General features: G+C 37.6%; 17 protein-coding genes. 12 read left to right on the top strand and 5 right to left on the bottom strand.

Annotation, left to right across the window (positions count from 1 at the left end):
• The first annotated feature begins 48 nt into the window (after positions 1–48).
• Genes EZL74_RS00085 through EZL74_RS00070 form a run of 4 tightly spaced genes read left to right on the top strand, consistent with a single transcriptional unit; the run spans position 49 to position 2,246 of the window.
• On the top strand, positions 49–705 hold the full coding sequence (locus EZL74_RS00085) for a TlpA family protein disulfide reductase (RefSeq protein WP_131474547.1): 657 nt from the start codon (positions 49–51) through the stop codon (positions 703–705).
• A 12-nt stretch (positions 706–717) separates the two neighbouring features.
• Complete coding sequence (locus EZL74_RS00080) at positions 718–1,404, top strand: SCO family protein (protein ID WP_131474546.1); 687 nt, start codon at positions 718–720, stop codon at positions 1,402–1,404.
• Positions 1,397–1,999, top strand: a complete 603-nt coding sequence (locus EZL74_RS00075; protein ID WP_131474545.1) for a DUF420 domain-containing protein — start codon at positions 1,397–1,399, stop codon at positions 1,997–1,999. Before EZL74_RS00080 ends, EZL74_RS00075 begins: the two co-directional genes overlap by 8 nt.
• A 16-nt stretch (positions 2,000–2,015) precedes the next feature.
• Complete coding sequence (locus EZL74_RS00070; RefSeq protein WP_131474544.1) at positions 2,016–2,246, top strand: hypothetical protein; 231 nt, start codon at positions 2,016–2,018, stop codon at positions 2,244–2,246.
• A gap of 32 nt (positions 2,247–2,278) precedes the next feature.
• On the opposite strand, the gene EZL74_RS00065 is transcribed toward EZL74_RS00070, so the two are convergent.
• Positions 2,279–3,670: a DUF4403 family protein gene (locus tag EZL74_RS00065; RefSeq protein ID WP_131474543.1), complete on the bottom strand. Its 1,392-nt coding sequence runs from the start codon at positions 3,668–3,670 to the stop codon at positions 2,279–2,281.
• Between the two features lie 165 nt (positions 3,671–3,835).
• On the opposite strand from EZL74_RS00065, the gene EZL74_RS00060 reads away from it, so the two are divergent.
• The 7 genes from EZL74_RS00060 to EZL74_RS00030 all read left to right on the top strand — a co-directional run bounded on the left by EZL74_RS00060 (position 3,836) and on the right by EZL74_RS00030 (position 12,337).
• Positions 3,836–5,281 (top strand): TolC family protein, encoded by a 1,446-nt coding sequence (locus EZL74_RS00060; protein WP_131474542.1) that lies wholly within the window; start codon positions 3,836–3,838, stop codon positions 5,279–5,281.
• Between the two features lie 3 nt (positions 5,282–5,284).
• Complete coding sequence (locus tag EZL74_RS00055; RefSeq protein ID WP_131474541.1) at positions 5,285–6,610, top strand: efflux RND transporter periplasmic adaptor subunit; 1,326 nt, start codon at positions 5,285–5,287, stop codon at positions 6,608–6,610.
• Positions 6,611–6,622: 12 nt separating this feature from the next.
• Entirely contained in the window at positions 6,623–7,288 is a 666-nt protein-coding gene (gene tsaB / locus EZL74_RS00050) for a tRNA (adenosine(37)-N6)-threonylcarbamoyltransferase complex dimerization subunit type 1 TsaB (RefSeq protein WP_131474540.1), read from the top strand.
• Positions 7,289–7,751: 463 nt separating this feature from the next.
• Complete coding sequence (locus tag EZL74_RS00045; RefSeq protein WP_131474539.1) at positions 7,752–8,888, top strand: hypothetical protein; 1,137 nt, start codon at positions 7,752–7,754, stop codon at positions 8,886–8,888.
• Between the two features lie 12 nt (positions 8,889–8,900).
• The gene (locus tag EZL74_RS00040) at positions 8,901–11,279 is read left to right on the top strand and encodes a DUF5686 and carboxypeptidase-like regulatory domain-containing protein (protein ID WP_131474538.1); all 2,379 of its coding nucleotides are present in this window, start codon (positions 8,901–8,903) and stop codon (positions 11,277–11,279) included.
• A 6-nt stretch (positions 11,280–11,285) separates the two neighbouring features.
• Entirely contained in the window at positions 11,286–11,948 is a 663-nt protein-coding gene (locus EZL74_RS00035; RefSeq protein ID WP_131474537.1) for a YiiX/YebB-like N1pC/P60 family cysteine hydrolase, read from the top strand.
• Complete coding sequence (locus tag EZL74_RS00030) at positions 11,945–12,337, top strand: hypothetical protein (protein WP_131474536.1); 393 nt, start codon at positions 11,945–11,947, stop codon at positions 12,335–12,337. Before EZL74_RS00035 ends, EZL74_RS00030 begins: the two co-directional genes overlap by 4 nt.
• A gap of 36 nt (positions 12,338–12,373) precedes the next feature.
• Here the strand turns inward: EZL74_RS00030 and EZL74_RS00025 are convergent, their stop codons facing one another.
• The 4 genes from EZL74_RS00025 to EZL74_RS00010 form a co-directional block, all read right to left on the bottom strand.
• The gene (locus EZL74_RS00025; RefSeq protein ID WP_131474535.1) at positions 12,374–13,207 is read right to left on the bottom strand and encodes a mechanosensitive ion channel family protein; all 834 of its coding nucleotides are present in this window, start codon (positions 13,205–13,207) and stop codon (positions 12,374–12,376) included.
• Between the two features lie 65 nt (positions 13,208–13,272).
• Positions 13,273–13,632 carry a hypothetical protein gene (locus EZL74_RS00020; protein WP_131474534.1) on the bottom strand — a complete coding sequence of 120 codons (360 nt, stop codon included), beginning with the start codon at positions 13,630–13,632 and terminating at the stop codon, positions 13,273–13,275.
• Between the two features lie 46 nt (positions 13,633–13,678).
• On the bottom strand, positions 13,679–15,700 hold the full coding sequence (locus EZL74_RS00015; protein WP_131474533.1) for a thioredoxin domain-containing protein: 2,022 nt from the start codon (positions 15,698–15,700) through the stop codon (positions 13,679–13,681).
• A gap of 172 nt (positions 15,701–15,872) precedes the next feature.
• Complete coding sequence (locus EZL74_RS00010) at positions 15,873–16,769, bottom strand: NifU family protein (protein ID WP_131474532.1); 897 nt, start codon at positions 16,767–16,769, stop codon at positions 15,873–15,875.
• Positions 16,770–16,899: 130 nt separating this feature from the next.
• Here EZL74_RS00010 and EZL74_RS00005 point away from each other — a divergent pair.
• A partial coding sequence (locus EZL74_RS00005) for a choice-of-anchor L domain-containing protein (RefSeq protein ID WP_193553743.1) occupies positions 16,900–19,643 on the top strand: 2,744 nt, incomplete at its 3' end.

Here is a 19,643-nt window from a genome sequence, read left to right as displayed (position 1 = left end):
TTCAGTCGGGATTTTTTTATTTTTGTACGTACGTTTTTCGCAATTCCAATGAAAAAAAATATTGTCCTTTTTGTACTGTTCGTCCTGCCGATTGTTGCTTATCTTTTCTTTGCTTCGGGCGTAAACAGTTTTATTACCTTGCCCACCATCACCAAAACCATTCCGGACGTTAACCAGCAATGGAAATCGTTAAACGGCGAACCGGTAACTCTCAATAAAAAGATTACCATACTTGGGTTTGCCGGTGAAAACCTGATGGAAAACAGCGGGAACTTTTTTACTCTCAATCAAAAAATCTATAACAAATACCGAGAATTTAAAGATTTTCAATTTGTATTTATTGCGCCCGATGGTACCCAAGAACAAGCCAAGAGGCTGTTAAAAGCACTCAGCGGTTTAACCGATGTTTCGGGTTATCACTTTGTGTTTGCTCCCAAAGCCGAAATACAACCGTATTTTGCCAGTTTGAAGTTGTTGGGTAAACTCGATGCCAATTACGGAACACCGGTCGTATATATTATTGACAAAAAAAGAAATTTGCGCGGGCGAAAAGGCAAAAGTGAGCAAGGGGCTCCCGAATACAAAGAGGGTTACAATACCACTTCGGCAGCCGAGTTACACAACGATATGATGGATGATGTGAAAATTATTTTGGCAGAATACCGTTTGGCATTGAAAAGAAATAATGCCGACAGAAAAATTTAGAGAAGATAACAAATGAAAAAGTCCTATTCTTATATTGGTTTAGCGTTTATCGTTTTGGTTTTCGGAATCATTTTTATACCGAAAATCATTGACCGAATTTCTAATAATACAGTTGTGCAGGGAGACCGATTGGATGCTGTTTCTAATCATAAAAACCCTGAAACCGGTTTGATGAAAATTGGCCCTGCCCCCAAGTTTGTTCTGACCGATCAGAATAACGTTAAGATTTCGAATGAAACCTATTTAGGTAAAGTGTATGTAGTAGAGTTTTTCTTTACGACTTGCCCGTCTATTTGCCCCATTATGAATAAAAATATGGTGGACATTCAAAACGAGTTTTTCGGGAATCCTAACTTTGGTATTGCCTCTTTTTCAATCAATCCGGAACACGATACTTCAAAAATCCTGAAAGAACATGCAGAAAAGATTGGCGTGAAATCATCTAACTGGCATTTATTGACCGGTGATAAAAAGTATATTTTTGACATCGCTAACAAAGGATTCAACTTATACGCCGGCGAAAATGAAAAGGTAAACGGAGGTTTTGAACATTCGGGACTTTTTGCCCTGATTGATAAAAAGGGCAACATACGCTGCCGAAAAGATTCGTTCGGGAATCCTATTTTGTATTACGACGGATTGGAAAAAAAAGGGGTAAAAGCCATTATTGAAGACATTAAAAAATTGCTAAATGAATAATTCAGAAGTACAGCCAGCGCAAGAGTTAGAAAAGAAATTCAAAGGTGCTATTATAGCCGTGTCAATTATAATCCCCATAGCTGTGGCGATTTTGTTTTCGGTAAAGTTAAAAGATTTCGGTTTCCAGGTTGAGCCTTTGTCTTTTTTACCGCCCATTTACGCTACCATTAACGGTATTACTGCCATACTTTTGATTCTGGCTGTAATAGCTATTAAAAAAGGAAATAGAGCACTTCATGAAAAATTGATGACGACGGCTATAGCCTGTTCGGTTGTTTTTTTAGTTATGTACGTGGCCTACCATATGACCGCTACCGATACCAAATTTGGGGATATTAACAGAGACGGAATTCTGGATGCCGCCGAAAAAGCAAAAGTCGGAGCAATACGATTTGTGTATTACTTCATTTTGATTACTCACATTTTGTTGTCCATCATCATCATTCCTATGGTCTTATTTACCTATGTGAGAGCTTTAGCGGGACATTTTGACCGTCATAAAAAATTGGCCAAAAAGACATTCCCTATATGGTTGTATGTGGCAGTGACCGGAGTAATAGTGTATTTAATGATTTCGTCTTATTATGGTAATTAAATCAGAAAAACTCAAAATGAAAAAGAAAATTATTACCGGTGTATTACTGACGGTTTACAGTTTAATGCCTATTGCTGCAAAAGCACAATGCGCCATGTGCCGTGCCGCTTTAGAAAGTTCGGGCAATAAAACAAAAGTGGAAGCCGTGAATGACGGTATTGTTTTTTTAATGGCAATTCCTTATATACTGGTTGCGGTTATTGGTTTTGTCATCTATAAGATGTATTACAAGAGGAAAGCGGTTTAACCGAACTCTGACAATTGAGGATAGAATGCTTTTTACTCCATTCCGTCAATTTTCACACTCATTTTTCCCGAAGTTGTTATGAATGCAATAATGGCTTTGTTGGTGATTTCTACTTTTTCAAATTCAAAATCGTTTAGCATACCGTTTACAAACACTCCTTTCATGGGAGAATAATTATTGAGGTAAGGGCTCAAACTCTTCTTTCCTTCTTCCAAATTTGATTTGATAGAATAGCGGCAATTTTCCTGAATCTTTTTCAAAATAACTCCTTGTAGCAACCAATTAGCAGTCCGCGTCAATAAACCTCTGGTGTCCAGTACATAATCCATTTGATCAAAATAAATCTCTTTGGTAATCGCATTATAATTAGGGATTCCCGAAAGATAAATGGTTCCGTTAATACTTCCGGTCATGTCGAGTGCAATGATGATTTTGCTGTCTCTTTGCCACAAGCTTACGTTTTGAATAACAATTTTGCGACTGCCGGAGGTGAACTCTTTGCCTTTAAAATTGGAGGTGATTAATTGTCCTGCGCTTTCATAGGTTGAAATAGCAGCTACATTGGCCGTTACTTTATCCGGAACTTTAGTAACAGCTTTAAATTCAATGGTGTTTCGGTCGAAAGTGTTTTTGGGTTTTAAGCCTACCATAGTTTGCATGTTGCATTTCAGTCCCATATCCATTTTGATTGCAGTTTTATCCAAAACAGCATCGGTAACATATACTTCAACCGGAATTAATTTAAACCAGGTTTGGTACTGTTCGCTTGTTAAAAATGGAGTGCTCATTTTTTCGAGAACATTCAACACATAAGGCTTAAAATCACAAGAGTCTTCTATAGCTTGGTCAACTTTCTTAGCCATTTTTGACTTAAAAATGGTGAGCGTCGGATTGATGATATAGGTAATTGGTATATTCTTTCCGGCAACCAGTATTGTTGGACTTTCGGACCAGTTGAAATCTTCAATTTTAGAATTGGTAGTCAATTTCCAATTGGATAATCGCACATCACTCAGGACGGTAAAAACACCGTTTAAATTGATTTCACGCGTATCGTTTAATCCCATGAAATCAGTTCCGTATTTGAATTTTGCCCAAATTTTAAGCGCTATTACAGTTTGAATTTTACCGTTTTTCTCCACTAATTTGATCGGAGCTGTTTTCCAGATTTTCATCTCGGTTTTATCGTCTTCCAAATTAGAATCGTCGTAAATCTGCCCTGTCAACGTTTTATTCAATTGGTTTTCGATTTCTTTCAAACTAATTTCCAATGGCATATTGACAAAGGAAGTTTTGGTTTTATAAACCATCGGAGCATCATCTGTAGGAAGCGGTTTTAAAGCTTCAATTTTTTGAGTGGTTGAGCAACTGTTAAAGAGCAGAGCCAGAAAAAATGCGGAGAGTATAGATTTTAGAAATGACATATTGATGCTTAGATTTTTGGCAAAAATAAATGTAAAATAGCAATAAAGGTGTAACATAATCAAAAAAGTAAAGTCTAAGTTTTGTGCATCTTTGATTCAGGATTGAAAGACAAAAAGTATATCTTTGTTTGTCTGAAAAATGATGCCATTTCTAACCGAACTAGTATGAAAAAAATAAAAGTATACTCCTTTTTACTCTTTTTTATTTTGCTCTTTGGAACTTCGGTTTCAGCTCAAGTCAAGAAATGGACTCTGCAGGAATGTGTGGATTACGCACTCAAAAACAATATCTCTGTCAAACAATCAGAATTAGATACCAAAACTACGGCCATCGATAAAAAACTGGCTATTGGTAATTTTCTGCCCAGTTTGAACGGAGGAGCTTCACACTCTTGGAACATTGGATTGAATCAAAACATTACTACCGGTTTGTTGGAGAATCAAACCATTCAGTATACTTCTGCGAGTCTGACATCTGCTGTTTCCATTTATAACGGATTGCAAAATCAAAACCGTTTGAGAAGAACTAAACTAGCCGAATTGGCCGCCCAATACCATTTGACTAAAATGCAGGATGACGTATCTTTATATGTTGCCAATGCCTATTTGGATATTCTTTTCAACAAAGAAAACTTGAAAGTGCAAGAAGCCCAACTGATGAACGACGAAAAGCAACTTATTCGTTCACAGGAATTAGTAGACGCCGGTGTAGTGCCGCGGGGAGATTTATTAGACATGAAAGCTACAGTAGCAGCCGATAAACAAAAGAAAATTGCCGCCGAAAACAGTTTGTTGATTGCCCGTTTGAGTTTAGCTCAATTGCTGAATTTAGAAGATTTCAAAAACTTTGACATAGCCGATATGGAGATGGAGGCCAAACCCAGTGTGGTGATGGCTGAAAGCCCTGAAGCTATAGTGGAAAAAGCCAATCAGGTCAGAGTTGAAATGAAAATAGCGCAAAGCAATTTAGACATAGCCGAAAGAGATATTAAAATTGCAAAAGGAGCTATGCAGCCAAGTCTAACCGGTTTTTACAGTTTCAGCACCAGAGCAGGTTATTCAGAGCGAGTGACAGGTGTAACTCTTGACACGGCCAATCCAACATCGATAATTGGTCAAGTTGAAGGTACCGGACAAAATGTATTGCAGCCCAACTACCTGCCGGTTTTTAGTAAAGCAGCACCGGTATTTGAGCAATTCAGTGATAACAAAGGTCATAATTTCGGGTTGGAACTGAGAGTTCCAGTTTTCAACGGGTTTTCTGCCCGAGGGAATGTAGAGAAAAGTAAAGTCAATTTTGAAAAAACAAAAAATGCTTTTACTCAGGCCAAACTTGACTTAGAAACCAACGTGTACAAAGCTATTACGGATGCTAAAGGAGCGCTCAATACCTACGAAGCTTCATTGGCCACAGCTGAAGCCAGACAAGAGGCGTTTAATTATGCCAAAGAAAAATACGCAGTGGGAATAATGAATGCCTTCGATTTCAATCAGGCACAAACGCTTAACACCACAGCTCAATCTGATGTAATTCGAGCCAAATACGATTACATCTTTAAAATGAAAGTAGTTGAACTTTATTTTGGAATCCCAATCATTCAAAAACAATAAATCATGTCAAAAAAGAAAATATACTGGTTAGTAGGTATTTTGGTTGTAATAATTGCAGGATTGATAATTCTTAAAAAGACAGGAGTTATCGGATCTAATGATGAAGGAGTAACAGTAGAAACTGCTGCAGCAGATGAAATTACCATAGTCGAAACAGTTTCGGCTACCGGGAAAATTCAGCCCGAAATTGAAATTAAAATATCCTCTGAGGTTTCGGGCGAAATCATAGCCTTGCCTGTAAAAGAAGGACAAGTAGTCAAAAAAGGTGATTTATTGGTAAAAATTAACCCAATGCTCTACACTTCGGGATTGAATCGTTCGGTTTCCCAATTGTCAGGAAGCAAAGCCGGATTGAATCAGGCCGATGCAAGTTTTAAAGAAGCCAAAGCCAATTATGAAAGAAGCAAGACTTTGTTTGAAAAGGGAATAATTTCAAAATCAGATTGGGATAAGGCAATTGCCAGTTTTGAAGTTGCTAAGGCAACAAAAGAATCGGCTTATTTTAACGTTGAAAGTGCTTCGGCAACTGTAAAAGAGTCGAAAGATAATCTGGGAAGAACAACCATTTATTCGCCTGCAGACGGAACCATCTCTTCTTTGGGAGTTGAACTGGGAGAGCGCGTTTTAGGAACCCAACAAATGACCGGTACCGAGTTGTTGCGCGTAGCCAATTTGAATAATATGGAAGTTGAAGTGGATGTTAATGAGAATGACATTGTAAAAATAAGTGTGGGCGACAGTACCAAGATTCAGGTTGATGCCTATTTGAAAAAAGAATTTAAAGGCATTGTGACCAGTATTTCCAATTCGGCCAGCACCGCAACCAGTGCCGATCAGGTGACTAATTTTAAAGTTAAAGTCAGAATTTTGAAAGAATCCTATCAGTATTTACTGGAAGGCAAACCGGCCAGTTATTCGCCATTTAGACCGGGAATGACCGCTACCGTTGATATTATTACCAAAAGAAAGGAAAAAGTAATAGGAGTTCCCATCAGTTCAGTTGTGGTAAAATCGGATACGGCGGCTACCAAGAAGTATGAAATCAAAGATGAAAATAGTGACCAAAAAGTTAAAGCCAAAAACGATAAAAAATACGAATGTGTTTTTGTAAAAGTGGGCAATAAAGCTAAGATTCGAGTAATTAAAACCGGCATTCAGGACGATACTAATATTGAAGTAGTGTCGGGATTGAAAAAAGGTGATGTTGTAATCACGGGACCTTATACTACTGTTACCAAAGATTTGAATTCGGGCGATAAAGTAACCACCAAAAAAGGTTCTGACAAGAAAGACAAAAAAGACACTTCAATAACAGTTTCTGCAAATTAATCATAAATCGAGTTGGCTTACATTTTAAACATAGAAACGGCAACCAAAAATTGCTCAGTATCTTTGGCAAAAGACGGAATTACTGTTTTATTCAAAGAGGTTGCAGAACAGGGGTATTCTCATGCCGAAAAATTGCATGTTTTTATAGAAGAAGTTCTGAAAGAATCTCAGGTTAATTTTCAGGAAATTAAAGCTATCGCCGTTAGCAAAGGTCCCGGCTCTTATACTGGTTTGCGCATTGGTGTTTCGACTGCAAAAGGATTGTGTTATGCTCTGGGAATTCCATTGATTTCGGTCGATACCTTGCAGGTTTTAGCCAAGCAGGTTGCCATTGAAAAGGGCCTGATTGTTCCTATGCTCGATGCCCGAAGAATGGAAGTCTACAGTGCTGTTTTTGACAGTAATCATCATAAAATAATGGAGGTGCAAGCCGAAGTGTTAACTGATAACAGTTATGCCGACATTACCGAAAATATTTATTTTGTTGGCGATTGTCAGGAAAAATGCCAAACAGTGCTGACAGCCTCTAATTTTATGTTCCTTCCCGAAATTATTTTTCCTTCAGCCAAAGACATGAGCGCTTTGAGTTATGCAAAATTCATCCAAAATGATTTCGAAGACGTGGCTTATTTTGAGCCATTTTACCTGAAAGATTTTATGCTGCCCGGTAAAAACTAATCTTTTTTAATTTTTCTGTCATCATTAACTGCACTAATGTCGCTTTGCGCTTGTGGTGTGGGTGGTTTCTTAGTGTCTTACGATATGCTTCAAAATGCGTTCAGTAGGCTTTTTTTAATTTAGATATTTCGATTAAATTATTACTTATTCTAATTTAAAATCAAAAATTTAACACAATATATACTTTTTGTGTAGTAAAATTCTAAATATAAGTTGATACTTTTACTATGGAAACATTTAAAGTGATGTATTTGGTGTATGTGTGGTTCACCTCCACGCCGTGACACAAGACAAAAAGTTAATCTGTTTTTGTCGGGAATAGTGTTGATTCTGAGGTTTATTTTGAGGTTTGTTATTAAGCTTCAGCCGATTCAAACAAACTAAAAAAAAGCAGCCTTACCTTAAAGTGTTTTGGAAGACAAAAGATAAGACTGCAAATAATTAAAAAATTATAGACAAAAGTATGAAAAAATTAGTACTCGGCATTATTGCCACAGTTTCTTTTGCGTTTAATGCAGTTAGTCAGGAAAATAATCCCTACAATAAAGTAGGAGATGATTTTGTTGAAGCCTATAAAGTGGTAGCATCGGATTATGCTAACGGAAAAATTAAAGAAGTCAATCAAGAAATGTTGGATAATTATTCCCAAAAATTATCGTTTGGTTATTCAATTTCTACAACTGATTTTTACAAGATAGTAGAAGGTGTTAAAGATATCAATGCTGAAGAAGCTGTAAAAAGAACAGCACTGACAGACTTCTCAAAAGAAGTGTTATTGAAATCCTTAAAAACCGAAGATCTATCAAATCTTGTTGACGAAGTAAATAAGAGTGATATATCCAGAACAGAAAAGGAAAAAGTATTGTCTTCCCTGGCTATTTTAAATGCGGTAAATACACATCCGCAAGTTTTTACAAATACGGCTAACAGATGTTGGATATGTTGGGTAGCTATTGGAGTGATAACCGGGAATGTAATATGTGAACTCCCATGTGCGATTATAGGAGGAATAATAGGCGCTATATTTGGAGGTCATGAAAAAGACACGAAATCGGATAAGGTTAACCCATATAATTCTGTTGGTGTTGATTTTGTAGCATCCGCCAAGACACTGCAAAATGATTACAATGAAGGGAAAATAAAAGCAATAGACAAAGGAACGACAGACTACTATCAGAGTATTTTACCTTTGAAAACAGAAGTTACAGAAGAAGTTATTAGCGCTACAATTAATGCAATAAAAGCATCTAACTATAAAGAAGTGGTGATGAATTCAAAATTAAGTGATTTTTCAAAAAATATTTTGCTGGAATCTCAGACGAACTCTCCTGATTTTACTGTTTTAGTCGAAAAAGTGAATAATAACAATAAATTATCTGAATCGGAAAGAGAAATGGTTTTGACCTCATTAGCCCTAACTCAAAATCTGAATCAAACTTCCGCTTTAAGTCGTTGTACTATTAATGGACAAACCGGTCCAAATGCTTGTCAAGCAGCAGGAGCTTTATCGGGGTTCATCATTGGGGAAGCAATCTGCGGACCGCTTTGTGGTCTTGGGGGAGCAATTATTGGAGCAATTTTTGGTTCTACTAAAGATTAACAACATAGTTCTATGAAGCATAAATTCGCCTTTTTTGTTTGCTTAATCATGACTGTATCCTATGGTCAGGGTGTAATTCAGGGGACTGTGATTGATAAAGAATCAAGACAACCGCTGGCATTTGCTAATCTGAGTGTGAAAGACAGTAACCAACGAATGGTTTGTGATGTCAACGGGAAATTTTCACTAATTGGTGCGTCTAAAAATGCAGTTCTGGTTTGCAGTCATGTAGGTTATGAAAAAGGCGAATTTCATGTAGATGAAAAAAACAGCAAAGCTATTTTGATTGAATTGATGATGTCACATAATGAACTGGTAGAAGTGGTCGTAGGTGGAGACAATCCGGCAAACGCGATTATCAGCAAAGTCATAGCGAACAAAGAGTTGAACAATCCGGAGCGGTTACAGACGTTTCAGTATTCAAGTTATAACAAAATCATTTATGATTACAACTCACAAAATAAAAATGATTCTGTCAATATCCGACTCAAACTCAAAGGAAGTCATTTTTTCATGATGGAGTCAGTAACCCAAAGGAAATTCATGAAGCCCGATTTGAGTGAAGAAGTTGTTTTGGCAACAAAGGTATCAGGGTTTAAAAATCCATCCTTTGCCTCTGTCGCTACCGATTTTCAGCCTTTTTCATTTTATCAGGATAACATCAAATTTTTCAACGTCAATTATTTGAATCCCATTAGCAAAGGCAGCTTGAAGAAATATAAATTTCATCTGGAAGATACCTTGATTAATGAAAAAGACACGGTATTTATCATTTCGTACAAGCCTAAAAAGCACAAAAATTTTGATGGTTTGAAAGGCCTATTGTATATAAACTCTAATAAATACGCTGTACAAAATGTGATTGCAACCCCAGCCGAAAAAGGTAAAATTGACATTAAGATTCAACAAAAATATTCGCTGATTGAAGGCGTTTATTGGTTTCCGGAACAGTTAAACTTTGCCATACAGTTCAATGAGTTTCCCAAAAAAGAAATGCCTATGATTATTGATGGGAAAACCTATATCTCAGAAGTTAAAATTAATTTGCCTTTAGAGAAAAAGAAATTTTCCAGTCAGCTTGCACGATTGGAAGAAGATGCAACAACTAAAGATTCGGTATTTTGGAAAAAACACAGGATAGAAAGTTTGAGTAGTGTGGATGTTAAGACTTACAGAGTAATTGACAGCATTGGAGAAAAAATGAATTTTGACATTTATCTGACTTATTTTGAGAAGATTTTGCAAAAAAAGTGGCCGTTAAAATACGTCGATATTGATTTGTCAAAAACATTATTGTATAATAAATATGAAGGTTTGCGCATCGGATCAGGATTTTATACCAATGAGGCTGTTTCGAAAAAAATTACATTGGGAGGTTTTATGGGGTATGGAGTTAAAGACGAACTATTCAAGTACGGTGGCGAGTTTGTTGTTCACGTCTCCAAAAAAAATGAATTTGATTTAGGAGTGTACTATCAGGACGATTTGATGGAAACGGGGGGATATGGAAAAGATTTGAATAGAAAATTATTCTTTGATTACAGGAAATTTATAGGATACCAATATGACTATATAAAGCAGCTTGGTCTCTCGGTTCATTTTAGAAGTTTTGACTATTTCTTATGGGATATACGCCTTAATCAAACCGATACAGATCCTAAATACCTATACGAATTCAATGATAACGGCACAAGTTTCACCCAATACAAAAATACTTCTGTAAGGTTGAATCTAAGATTTGCTTACAAGGAAAAATTTATCAATTCCTTTAATCAAAATATCAGTACAGGAACCAAATATCCCATTCTGTATCTTTCTTACACAAGAGGGGTTAAAAATCTTTTGGGCGGAAATTTTGATTACAACAAAACCGAACTGGCACTTGAACACTCTTTTTATATCAAAAGCCTAGGGAATACCAGTTATAGGTTAGAAGGAGGTTATATCGATAATACATTGCCTTATGGGTTGTTGTTTACCGGGGAAGGGAGTTATGATAAGGGCGTGCCCTTTATAATGGAAAACACCTTCCAAACCATGGCTCCTTATGAATTCCTGTCTAATCGGTATGTAAACTTATTTTGGTCTCACAATTTCGGGGGATTGCTCTTCAAGCAGCAAAAGTTTCAACCGATTTTATCTTGGCATAATAACATGGGATGGGGAGCTCTTTCTCGGGTTGAAACCCACCAATTCATAGAGTTTAAAACAAAAAACAAACTCTTTTTAGAAACCGGACTTCAGTTGGATAACCTGATTAAATTGAATTACATGAATTTGGCGGATATCGGTTTCGGAGCCGGGGGCTATTACCGGTATGGGTATTACACTAATCCCGAATTTAAAGACAATGTAGCCTTTAAATTCACTTTAAATTTTTCAATAAAGTAATAAACAATGAAATCAGTTTTTTTGACGGCAAAGAAGAAGTTTCTTCTTCTGCCGATAGCCCTTTTATTCTTTACTTTCAACGGAAAAGCTCAAAGTCAGATTGCAAAGTTGAAATTTGAAAAAAACACCATTTATATTTTTAATCGAGGGACAAAGACTAAGTCAGGCCTGATAGCCGAAAAATTTAATTCAATTGATAGATTCAGTACCCACGTAGGAATAGGGTTTGTTGAAAATGATCAACTGAAAATTTACAATGTCATTGACTGTGATACAAGTAAAACGGCGTTAGTTGTCGATGATTTAAAATCGTTTATTTGCGATAAGGCTTATTATTTGAGTGTCTGGAAGTATCAAAACACACAGCAGGAATACTTCAAGCTGAAAAAAATATGTCATGATTACACCAATCGTAAGGTATATTTCGATTTTTCATTCCGACTAAATGAAAAAGACAATGTTTTGTATTGTTCCGAATTTTGTTCGAGAGTACTCAAAATGATTAATCCGAGAAAGTTCAGTTTTAAACCATGCAAAGTCAGATTGGAATCGTTTTATAAGGCGTTTTTAAGGCGAGATGAATTGCTCTATTTTCCGGTTGATTTTTTTCAGAAAAGCAAAAGTTTTTCTAAAATTTTTGAAACTAATTTTAATACAGAGAAATCATGAAAAAATACTTTTTATTGATCATTGGTATATTACCCTATTTTTCTTTTTCACAATCTGATTTCGAGAAAACCATTCAGGCCGGCAGTGTTTTGGTAAATGGTCTGAGTTTTTTAAAGGGAAACAAATTTGCAGACAATAAAACAAGTTTGATGTTGTGCATCAAAAACAAATTGTCTGATAAGATTACTTTTAAAATAACAGGGAAAGACAAGGATGATAATGACGTTAAAAAAGATATGGTGATACAAAATAACGGCAAAGAATGCCTCTTTGAAATACCAAAAGGAGTGTACACCTACGAGGTAATATTGGCAAACAAAGACATCTTTAAAAAAGGAGAATATAAGTTTGATGGAGACATTACCATAACCATTAAAAAAGATGAATGATAAAAAAAGCTCATTACCAGTAATGAGCTTTTAAATTTATTTTTTTGTTGTTTCTCTCACGTAGGGTTGAACTACTATCCCTGCTGCATCAAATGCTTCTTTACAGTTTTCGAGTATGTCAGAACACATATCGCTGAAATCCGGATTTTTTGACCAGGGTTTTATAGATAGCTGAATCGCAGAATCGCTCAAGCCTCTAATAGAAACCGTAGCGGCCGGATTTTTTAATACTTTAGGATGGTCCTGCATAACTTTCATTACAATATCTTTTGCTGTTTTGATGTTAGTGTCGTATGAAAGTGAAAACAGCAAATCTGCTCTGCGCATTCCCGCCATCGAATAGTTGATGATCGTTCCGTTGGATAAATTGCCGTTAGGAATGAAAATGGTTTGATTGTTTCCGTTGACTAATTTGGTCACAAAAATCTGGATTTCGCTAACCACCCCTACAACTCCTTGAGCTTCGATGGTATCGCCAACGCGAAACGGTTTGAACAAAATAATCAGCATGCCTCCGGCAAAATTAGATAGGGAACCTTGCAATGACAAACCGATGGCCAAACCGGCAGCACCAAGAATAGCAACAAATGAAGAGGTTTCGATTCCTAATTTTGAAATGAAAGTTACAAACAAAAGCACGCGCAATGCCCAAAGCAAACTATCGGCTAAAAATTTCGACAACGTTGGGTCGAGTTCCCTCTTGACCATGATTTTTTTAGCCAAACGATTGATGAACCGTATAGCATACAACCCCACAAAAAGGATGATAAATGCCGAAATCAATTTTGGTGAATAATCGATTAAGGCCTTTATGAATCGGTCAACATATTCAGCAAAGGAATGAATGTAATGCAGTTCTTTTTTTTCCATATAATGCTAAAAAAATCCCGAAGAATCGGGATAATTATACGGTGCAAAAGTAATACTTTTAAAAACTAATCGGCATCTTCTTCAACGCGATTTGTGACCTTTTTAACAGCTTCTTCTGCATTTTCAGAGGCGTCGTCAATAAAAGTACCTGCTTTTTCTTTTACGGTTTTCTGAGCATTATCGGTAAGTTCACTGATTTTGTCTTTGGCCTTTTCAACCACATTGTCTATGGTGTCTTTAGCTTGTGGCACATATTCGCCTACTTTTTCCTTGGCAGTTTCCACAAATTCCTCTACTTTGTCTATCATTGGCTCTGCGATTTCTTTGGCTTTATCAATAGCGTCATCAATAAAATGGTCTGCCGTTTCAGAGGCTTTTCCTTTAGCACCTCCAAACAAATTCTTGAAAAAATTTCCTAGTCCCATGATTGTTGTTTTTTATTGGTTATACTAACAATATTACAATTTTTTTCTAAGATTCTGAAGTGATTTTAAACATAATTTCTTCAAAATCAGTTGTTGGGATGTCACAGGTTTTGTTTTTACACAGGTAAAATAAAGTTTCTGTTTCTGAAAAACGATTTTCCAAAAAAGGAAGTTTAGACTTTTCAGTCCCTGCAGCGAGCAGGATGTTGGGCAAATACATGCTGTTGAGTTTTGTCAGATATTCAAAAGCATTGTGTCCGCAAATGGCCAGTTCTTTATTTTGTTCCGAAAAATTCAGAAATACATTCAACCAATTTGAAAATGCCGATGGATAATCAATCGTAGGTAAAATATTCCGGGTCATTTGTCGGCTTACCGATTCGTAGTATACATTGTTAAAATAGATGCTGAGTTTAAATAAATTTTCAGCCATAATCGAATTAGCCGCCGGTATTACATTGTCTTCCACTTCAAAGTAAGTTGTAATCAACGGGTCATCTTTTTTAGAAGTAAAGTAGAAAAATTGTGCTTTTTCATCATAAAAAAAGTCAAAACAATAATCCGTTAATTGTTTGGCATGATGCAACCAAGTTTCCTGCAGAGAGGCTTCGTATAAAGTGATGAAGGCTGAAATGACATGAGCATAATCTTCCAGGTATCCATTAATCGTGGCTTGGCCGTTTTTGTATGTTCGGTACAAATTGCCCTCGGGATTCCACATTTTTTTGATGATGAAATCAGCGTTTTGCAGTGCGATGTCGAGGTATTTTTTTTCTCCCAAAGCTTTAAAAGCATCTGCAAATCCTTTTAGAATCATCGCATTCCATGAAGTGAGGCATTTGTCATCCAGTCTGGGCTTGCTTCGTTGCTCTCTTTGGGCATAAAGTTGTTGTTCCCAATTTTGTTTCTTTTGAATCAATGTTTCCAAGGAGATATTTTGGTTTTGGGCAATTTCTTCTAAAGACTGATTTTGAATCAAAACGTAATTGCCATGCTCCCAATGGCTAAAGGAGTTGATGTTAAAAACAGTTGAAAACAAGTCAAAGTCTTCCGAAAGTAGTGCTTGTAATTCGGGTATCGTCCAAACGTAAAAGGCACCTTCTTCAAGTTTGTGTTCTGCATTTAAACTGTCGGCGTCCAAAGCCGAGTAAAAACTGCCTTCGGCTGTCAGCCACTCTTTTTCAATAAACAATAAGGTTTTTTCTATGACTTCCCGGTATAGCGGGTTACGGGATCTTTTATAGGCATTGGCATACAATGATACCAGCTGACCGTTGTCGTATCCCATTTTTTCAAAATGCGGAACATGCCATTTCATGTCAACAGCATAACGGGAAAAACCACCGCCAACGGTGTCAAATAATCCTCCGTGAGCCATTTTGGTCAGGGTTAAATCAACGAAATCAAGGAGTGTTTGGTTTCGAGTTTGGTGTCCGTAGCGCAGCAGGAATTCGTAGTTGGTAGGCATCATGAATTTTGGTGCTCTTGCCATTCCTCCAAATTCCCAATCAAAGCTTTTTTGCCATTTTTCTATCAGTTGCTCTAAATGGTTGTTGTTGAATGTTGGAGTTTCGTGGGTTTGAATAATGCTTAGCGATTGTAGTCCGTTGTGCAGTTTTTCGGCATATTCGAAAAGTGTGTTGGGGTTTTGGGTGTAAAGTTCCTGTAGCTTTTCGAGGGCGTTGATCCAGTCGTTTTTTCTGAAGTAAGTACCACCCCATACAGGTCTGCCGTCGGGAAGTGCTACGACATTCATGGGCCAGCCACCTTGTCCGGTCATAATCTGAACAGCTTTCATGTACACGGCATCAATATCCGGTCGTTCTTCACGATCGATTTTAATGTTAACGAAATGAGCATTCATGACTTCGGCTACTTCTTCGTTTTCAAAACTTTCATGTTCCATTACATGGCACCAGTGGCAGGCTGAGTACCCAATGCTGATGATGATGAGCTTTTGGGTTTGCTGAGCTTCGGCTAATGATTTTTCATTCCAAGCTTTCCAGTGTACGGGATTGTTGGCGTGTTGGAGCAGGTATGGGCTGGTTTCAAGATGTAGTTCATTCATGTTTGACGGATATTCTCTCAGTTACTGTTAATTAGCCCCGATTGCAATGGAAATCCTTTTTGCTTTTGGCAAAAAGATTGTAATGAAAAGCGGGAAACAGCTCCTGAAAATTATTAAAAAAAAAGCGCCCGATTTTGGACGCTTAAAGTTAGTTTTTTATTTCGAATTGCGGTTACCCGTTTAAGGCTTCTACCACAATGTCCTTGTCGTTGAGCATGTCTTTGAGCATGTTTTCGATACCGCTTTTTAGGGTAAAAGTTGAGGAAGGACAACCGTTGCAGGCTCCTTGCAGGACTACTTTTACGCGTTTGTCGGCTTCGTTATAGGAATCAAAAAGAATATTGCCGCCATCGGCTGCGACTGCCGGTTTTACGTACTCTTCGAGGATGTTGATGATTTGCTGGGAAGTGGTGTCGAGGTGGTCAAAATTTTTGATTTGTTGTTTTTCCTGCTTGATATCATTTGCCACTTGGGTTTCATCGATAACGGTGCCGCCATTTTCGATGAATTGTTTGATGAAAGTGCGCAGTTCCAGAGTGATTTCATCCCAGGAAGTACTGTCGTATTTAGTTACCGAAATGTAATTTTCGGCTATAAACAGTTCTTTTACGTAGTGAAATTTGAACAATTCCTGCGCTAACGGAGAGGCTTTTGCTTCATCAATGTTTTTGAATTCAAAGGCATTTTTAGTCAGGGCTTTGTTGACAACAAACTTTAGTGAAGCCGGATTGGGCGTGGTTTCGCCGTAAACGGATACGGGTTGTTTTTTCACCGGATTTTGATTGGCCAAAACGATAACGCCTCCGTTGTTGATGTAATTTTCTATCTGTTCGGCAACGGCTTCCTGTACATCAGACCATTCTACAATGCTGAAACGCTCAACGGCGATAAAATTCCCTGATATATATACGGTTTTTACAAATGGCAGGTAAAAAAGTTGTTGGGCCAAAGGAGAGTTTTTGGCTTCGTCAATGTTCTTGTATTCAAAGTTTTCATTTTGAGTTATGAAATCGGGAAATTCGAACTTTACGATGGTTGGATTTTGGGTTTCTTTTATCGTGATTTTCATTGGAATAGTATATTTTTTTGCAAATTTAACAAACTTATTTTCTATGAATACTTATATTTGGACATTTAAACAACAAATTAACATATTGAGGCTTTTCAGCAACGAAATACGGCCTGAAAAAAATGCACACATGAAGCGAATATTACTCCCACTTTTTTTGTTTTTGATAGGTTATAATGCCTTCGCTCAACCGATTACGACAAGCACAACCACATATACAGTTCCGCAACTTGTACAGGACGTTTTGTTTGCGGCTCCACCCGATGACGGAGGATCTGCCTGCGTTGGGACGGTGACTAACATTACTTGGAGAACAGATACTGGAACGAATTTGCCAAACAATAACAGTATTGGTTTTTTTCAGAATACTAATCCCAATTTTCCTATTTCTAAGGGAATAATTATGAGCACCGGAAATGTGGCCAATGCACCGGGACCAAATACAACGACACAAGGCTTTGGGGCTACAACTTGGAATGGAGATGCTCAGTTGTTGGCTTATTTGCAATCATTAGCTATAGCACCCGCCACTGATACTTCAAAAAATGCTACTATTTTGGAGTTTGATTTTACGCCTTTGACCAATCAAATGAGTTTTGATTTTCTTTTTGCCTCCGAGGAGTACGGAACCTTTCAGTGTGATTACTCTGATTCATTTGCTTTTTTTCTGAAAAATTTGACGACAGCTGGCCCAACAGTGAACTTAGCTTTAATCCCGTCTACCACTACTCCGGTTTCAGTAACCACCATCAGGGACAATGCCTACAATAGTAGTTGTGCTTCTAAAAATGTGACCTTTTTTGGTAATTATAACGGAGGGGCCAATGCAGCGACTGCGGCTACCAATTTTAATGGAGAAACGGTGTTGATGACAGCTACAGCTACTGTAATTCCTAACAATTTATATCACATTAAATTAGTTATAGCCGACAGGAATGATACCAATTATGATTCGGCTGTTTTTTTGGGTGGAGGAAGTTTTAATATTGGTTCTCCTACTATAGGTGGAGTTGGCGAATATGCCGGATTGACCAGTTTTTCAGGTCCGGATGCGGTTTGTGGTTCTGCGCAAGTGACTGTACAGGCAGGGGCTGTTCCTATATCAGGAGTTACATACAGCTGGACTTTGGACGGAGTGCCAATCGTGGGAGCTAATACATATAATTACACCATGACGGATCCAGGAAATTACTGCGTTACCATGACTTATCCTTCGGGGTGTACCCAAACAGATTGTACTCTCGTTGAACATATACCAAGTCTTCCGATAGGTCCGGCTAGTGATTTGTATGCATGTCCTTCTTTTCCTCATTTTAATTTAACACAAAATACAGCTCCGGTTTTAAATGGATTAAGCACGAATGTTTCTTACCATCATTCTTTAGTTGATGCACAAAATCTTGCAGCAGCTATTTCAAATCCTTCGAATTATGTAGGGTACGATGGTGAAATAATTTATGTTGCTGTCGAAGACGATTCTTCCATTTGTATCACTACAACTCAGTTTACATTACACTTAAATGCATGCTTTACGAATCCGACTCCGATAACTCCGCCGGATATGATTCAGTATGAAACCGTATTAAATTCGGGAGTTTCGTCTTTTAATTTAAGTTCTCAAACTGCTACCGTTTTAGGCTCGTACAGTGCTGCCAGTTATACAGTTTCGTATTATCTCACCCAGGCAGATGCTATAGCAGGAACTAACCCTATTGATCTTAGTACTGGTTATTTGAATATTTCTAATCCTCAGGTGATTTATGTAAGATTGCATGAAAATAGTGCGCCGGCTAACTTTTACGGACTTACTAGCTTCAATTTGATTGTAGTTTCACTACCTACAGCTTCTATCTCTGGAACTACAACAATTTGTTCCGGAGGTAATGCTACCATAACTTTCAATGGCACGCCTAATGCTGTAGTTACTTATACTGTTGATGGAGGCTCGAACCAAACCGTAACATTGGATGGTTCAGGAGTAGCCACACTTACTACTCCATTATTGACGGCCAGTAGTACTTATGATTTAGTGAGTGTTTCCCATACTACCATTGCAGGACCGACAACACAACCTTTAACAGGTTCGGCTGTTGTTACTGTAATTCCGCTCCCAACGGTAAGTATTTCAGGACCGGTGGCGGTTTGTTTAGGAGAAACGGCTACCATAACTTTTAACGGTACTCCAAATGCAGATGTTACTTATACTGTAGACGGAGGTCCAAATCAAACGATTAGTTTAGATGGGTCGGGTACAGCTTCAATCATCACTCCGGCATTATTTGTGGCTAGTACATATGCATTAGTAAGTGCTACAACTGCCGGAACACCAGTGTGTTCGCAACCGCAAAGCGGTTCGATTACGGTTTCGGTAAACATTCCCCCGGTTATTAATAACCCTACACCATATGAGGTTTGTGACGACAATGAAGACGGTATTTCTTGCTTGTTTGATTTGAGTACTAAGATTAACGAAATTACAGGAGGTACTCCAGGACTCATGGCTGATTTTTATGAAACTCCTACGAGTGGAATTGCTATAACCGCTAATCCTTACTGCAACATATCACCAAACACCCAGACGTTATATGTTAGGGTATATGATATTAGTTCACCGAGTTGTTATTCGACTACTACCTTACAGTTGATAGTAAATCCTCATCCTGTTCCGAAGCCGAACATTTCGGATTATGTACAGTGTGATTACAACAGCCCTGGAGATGGAGTGGAGCAGTTTATCCTTAACAGTAAAGACGTAGAGATTGCCAATGGTCAATCAGGTGTTGCCATAGGATACTACCTTACTCAGGCAGATGCCTTGAGCCAGACCAATCCGTTACCAAATGTATACACTTCGGGAACACAACAGATTTGGAT

The organism is Flavobacterium silvisoli, assembly GCF_004329815.1.
Taxonomy (GTDB): domain Bacteria; phylum Bacteroidota; class Bacteroidia; order Flavobacteriales; family Flavobacteriaceae; genus Flavobacterium; species Flavobacterium silvisoli.
The sequence above is the reverse complement of the archived record's forward strand: the minus strand, read 5'-3'. Positions and strand labels throughout refer to the sequence as shown.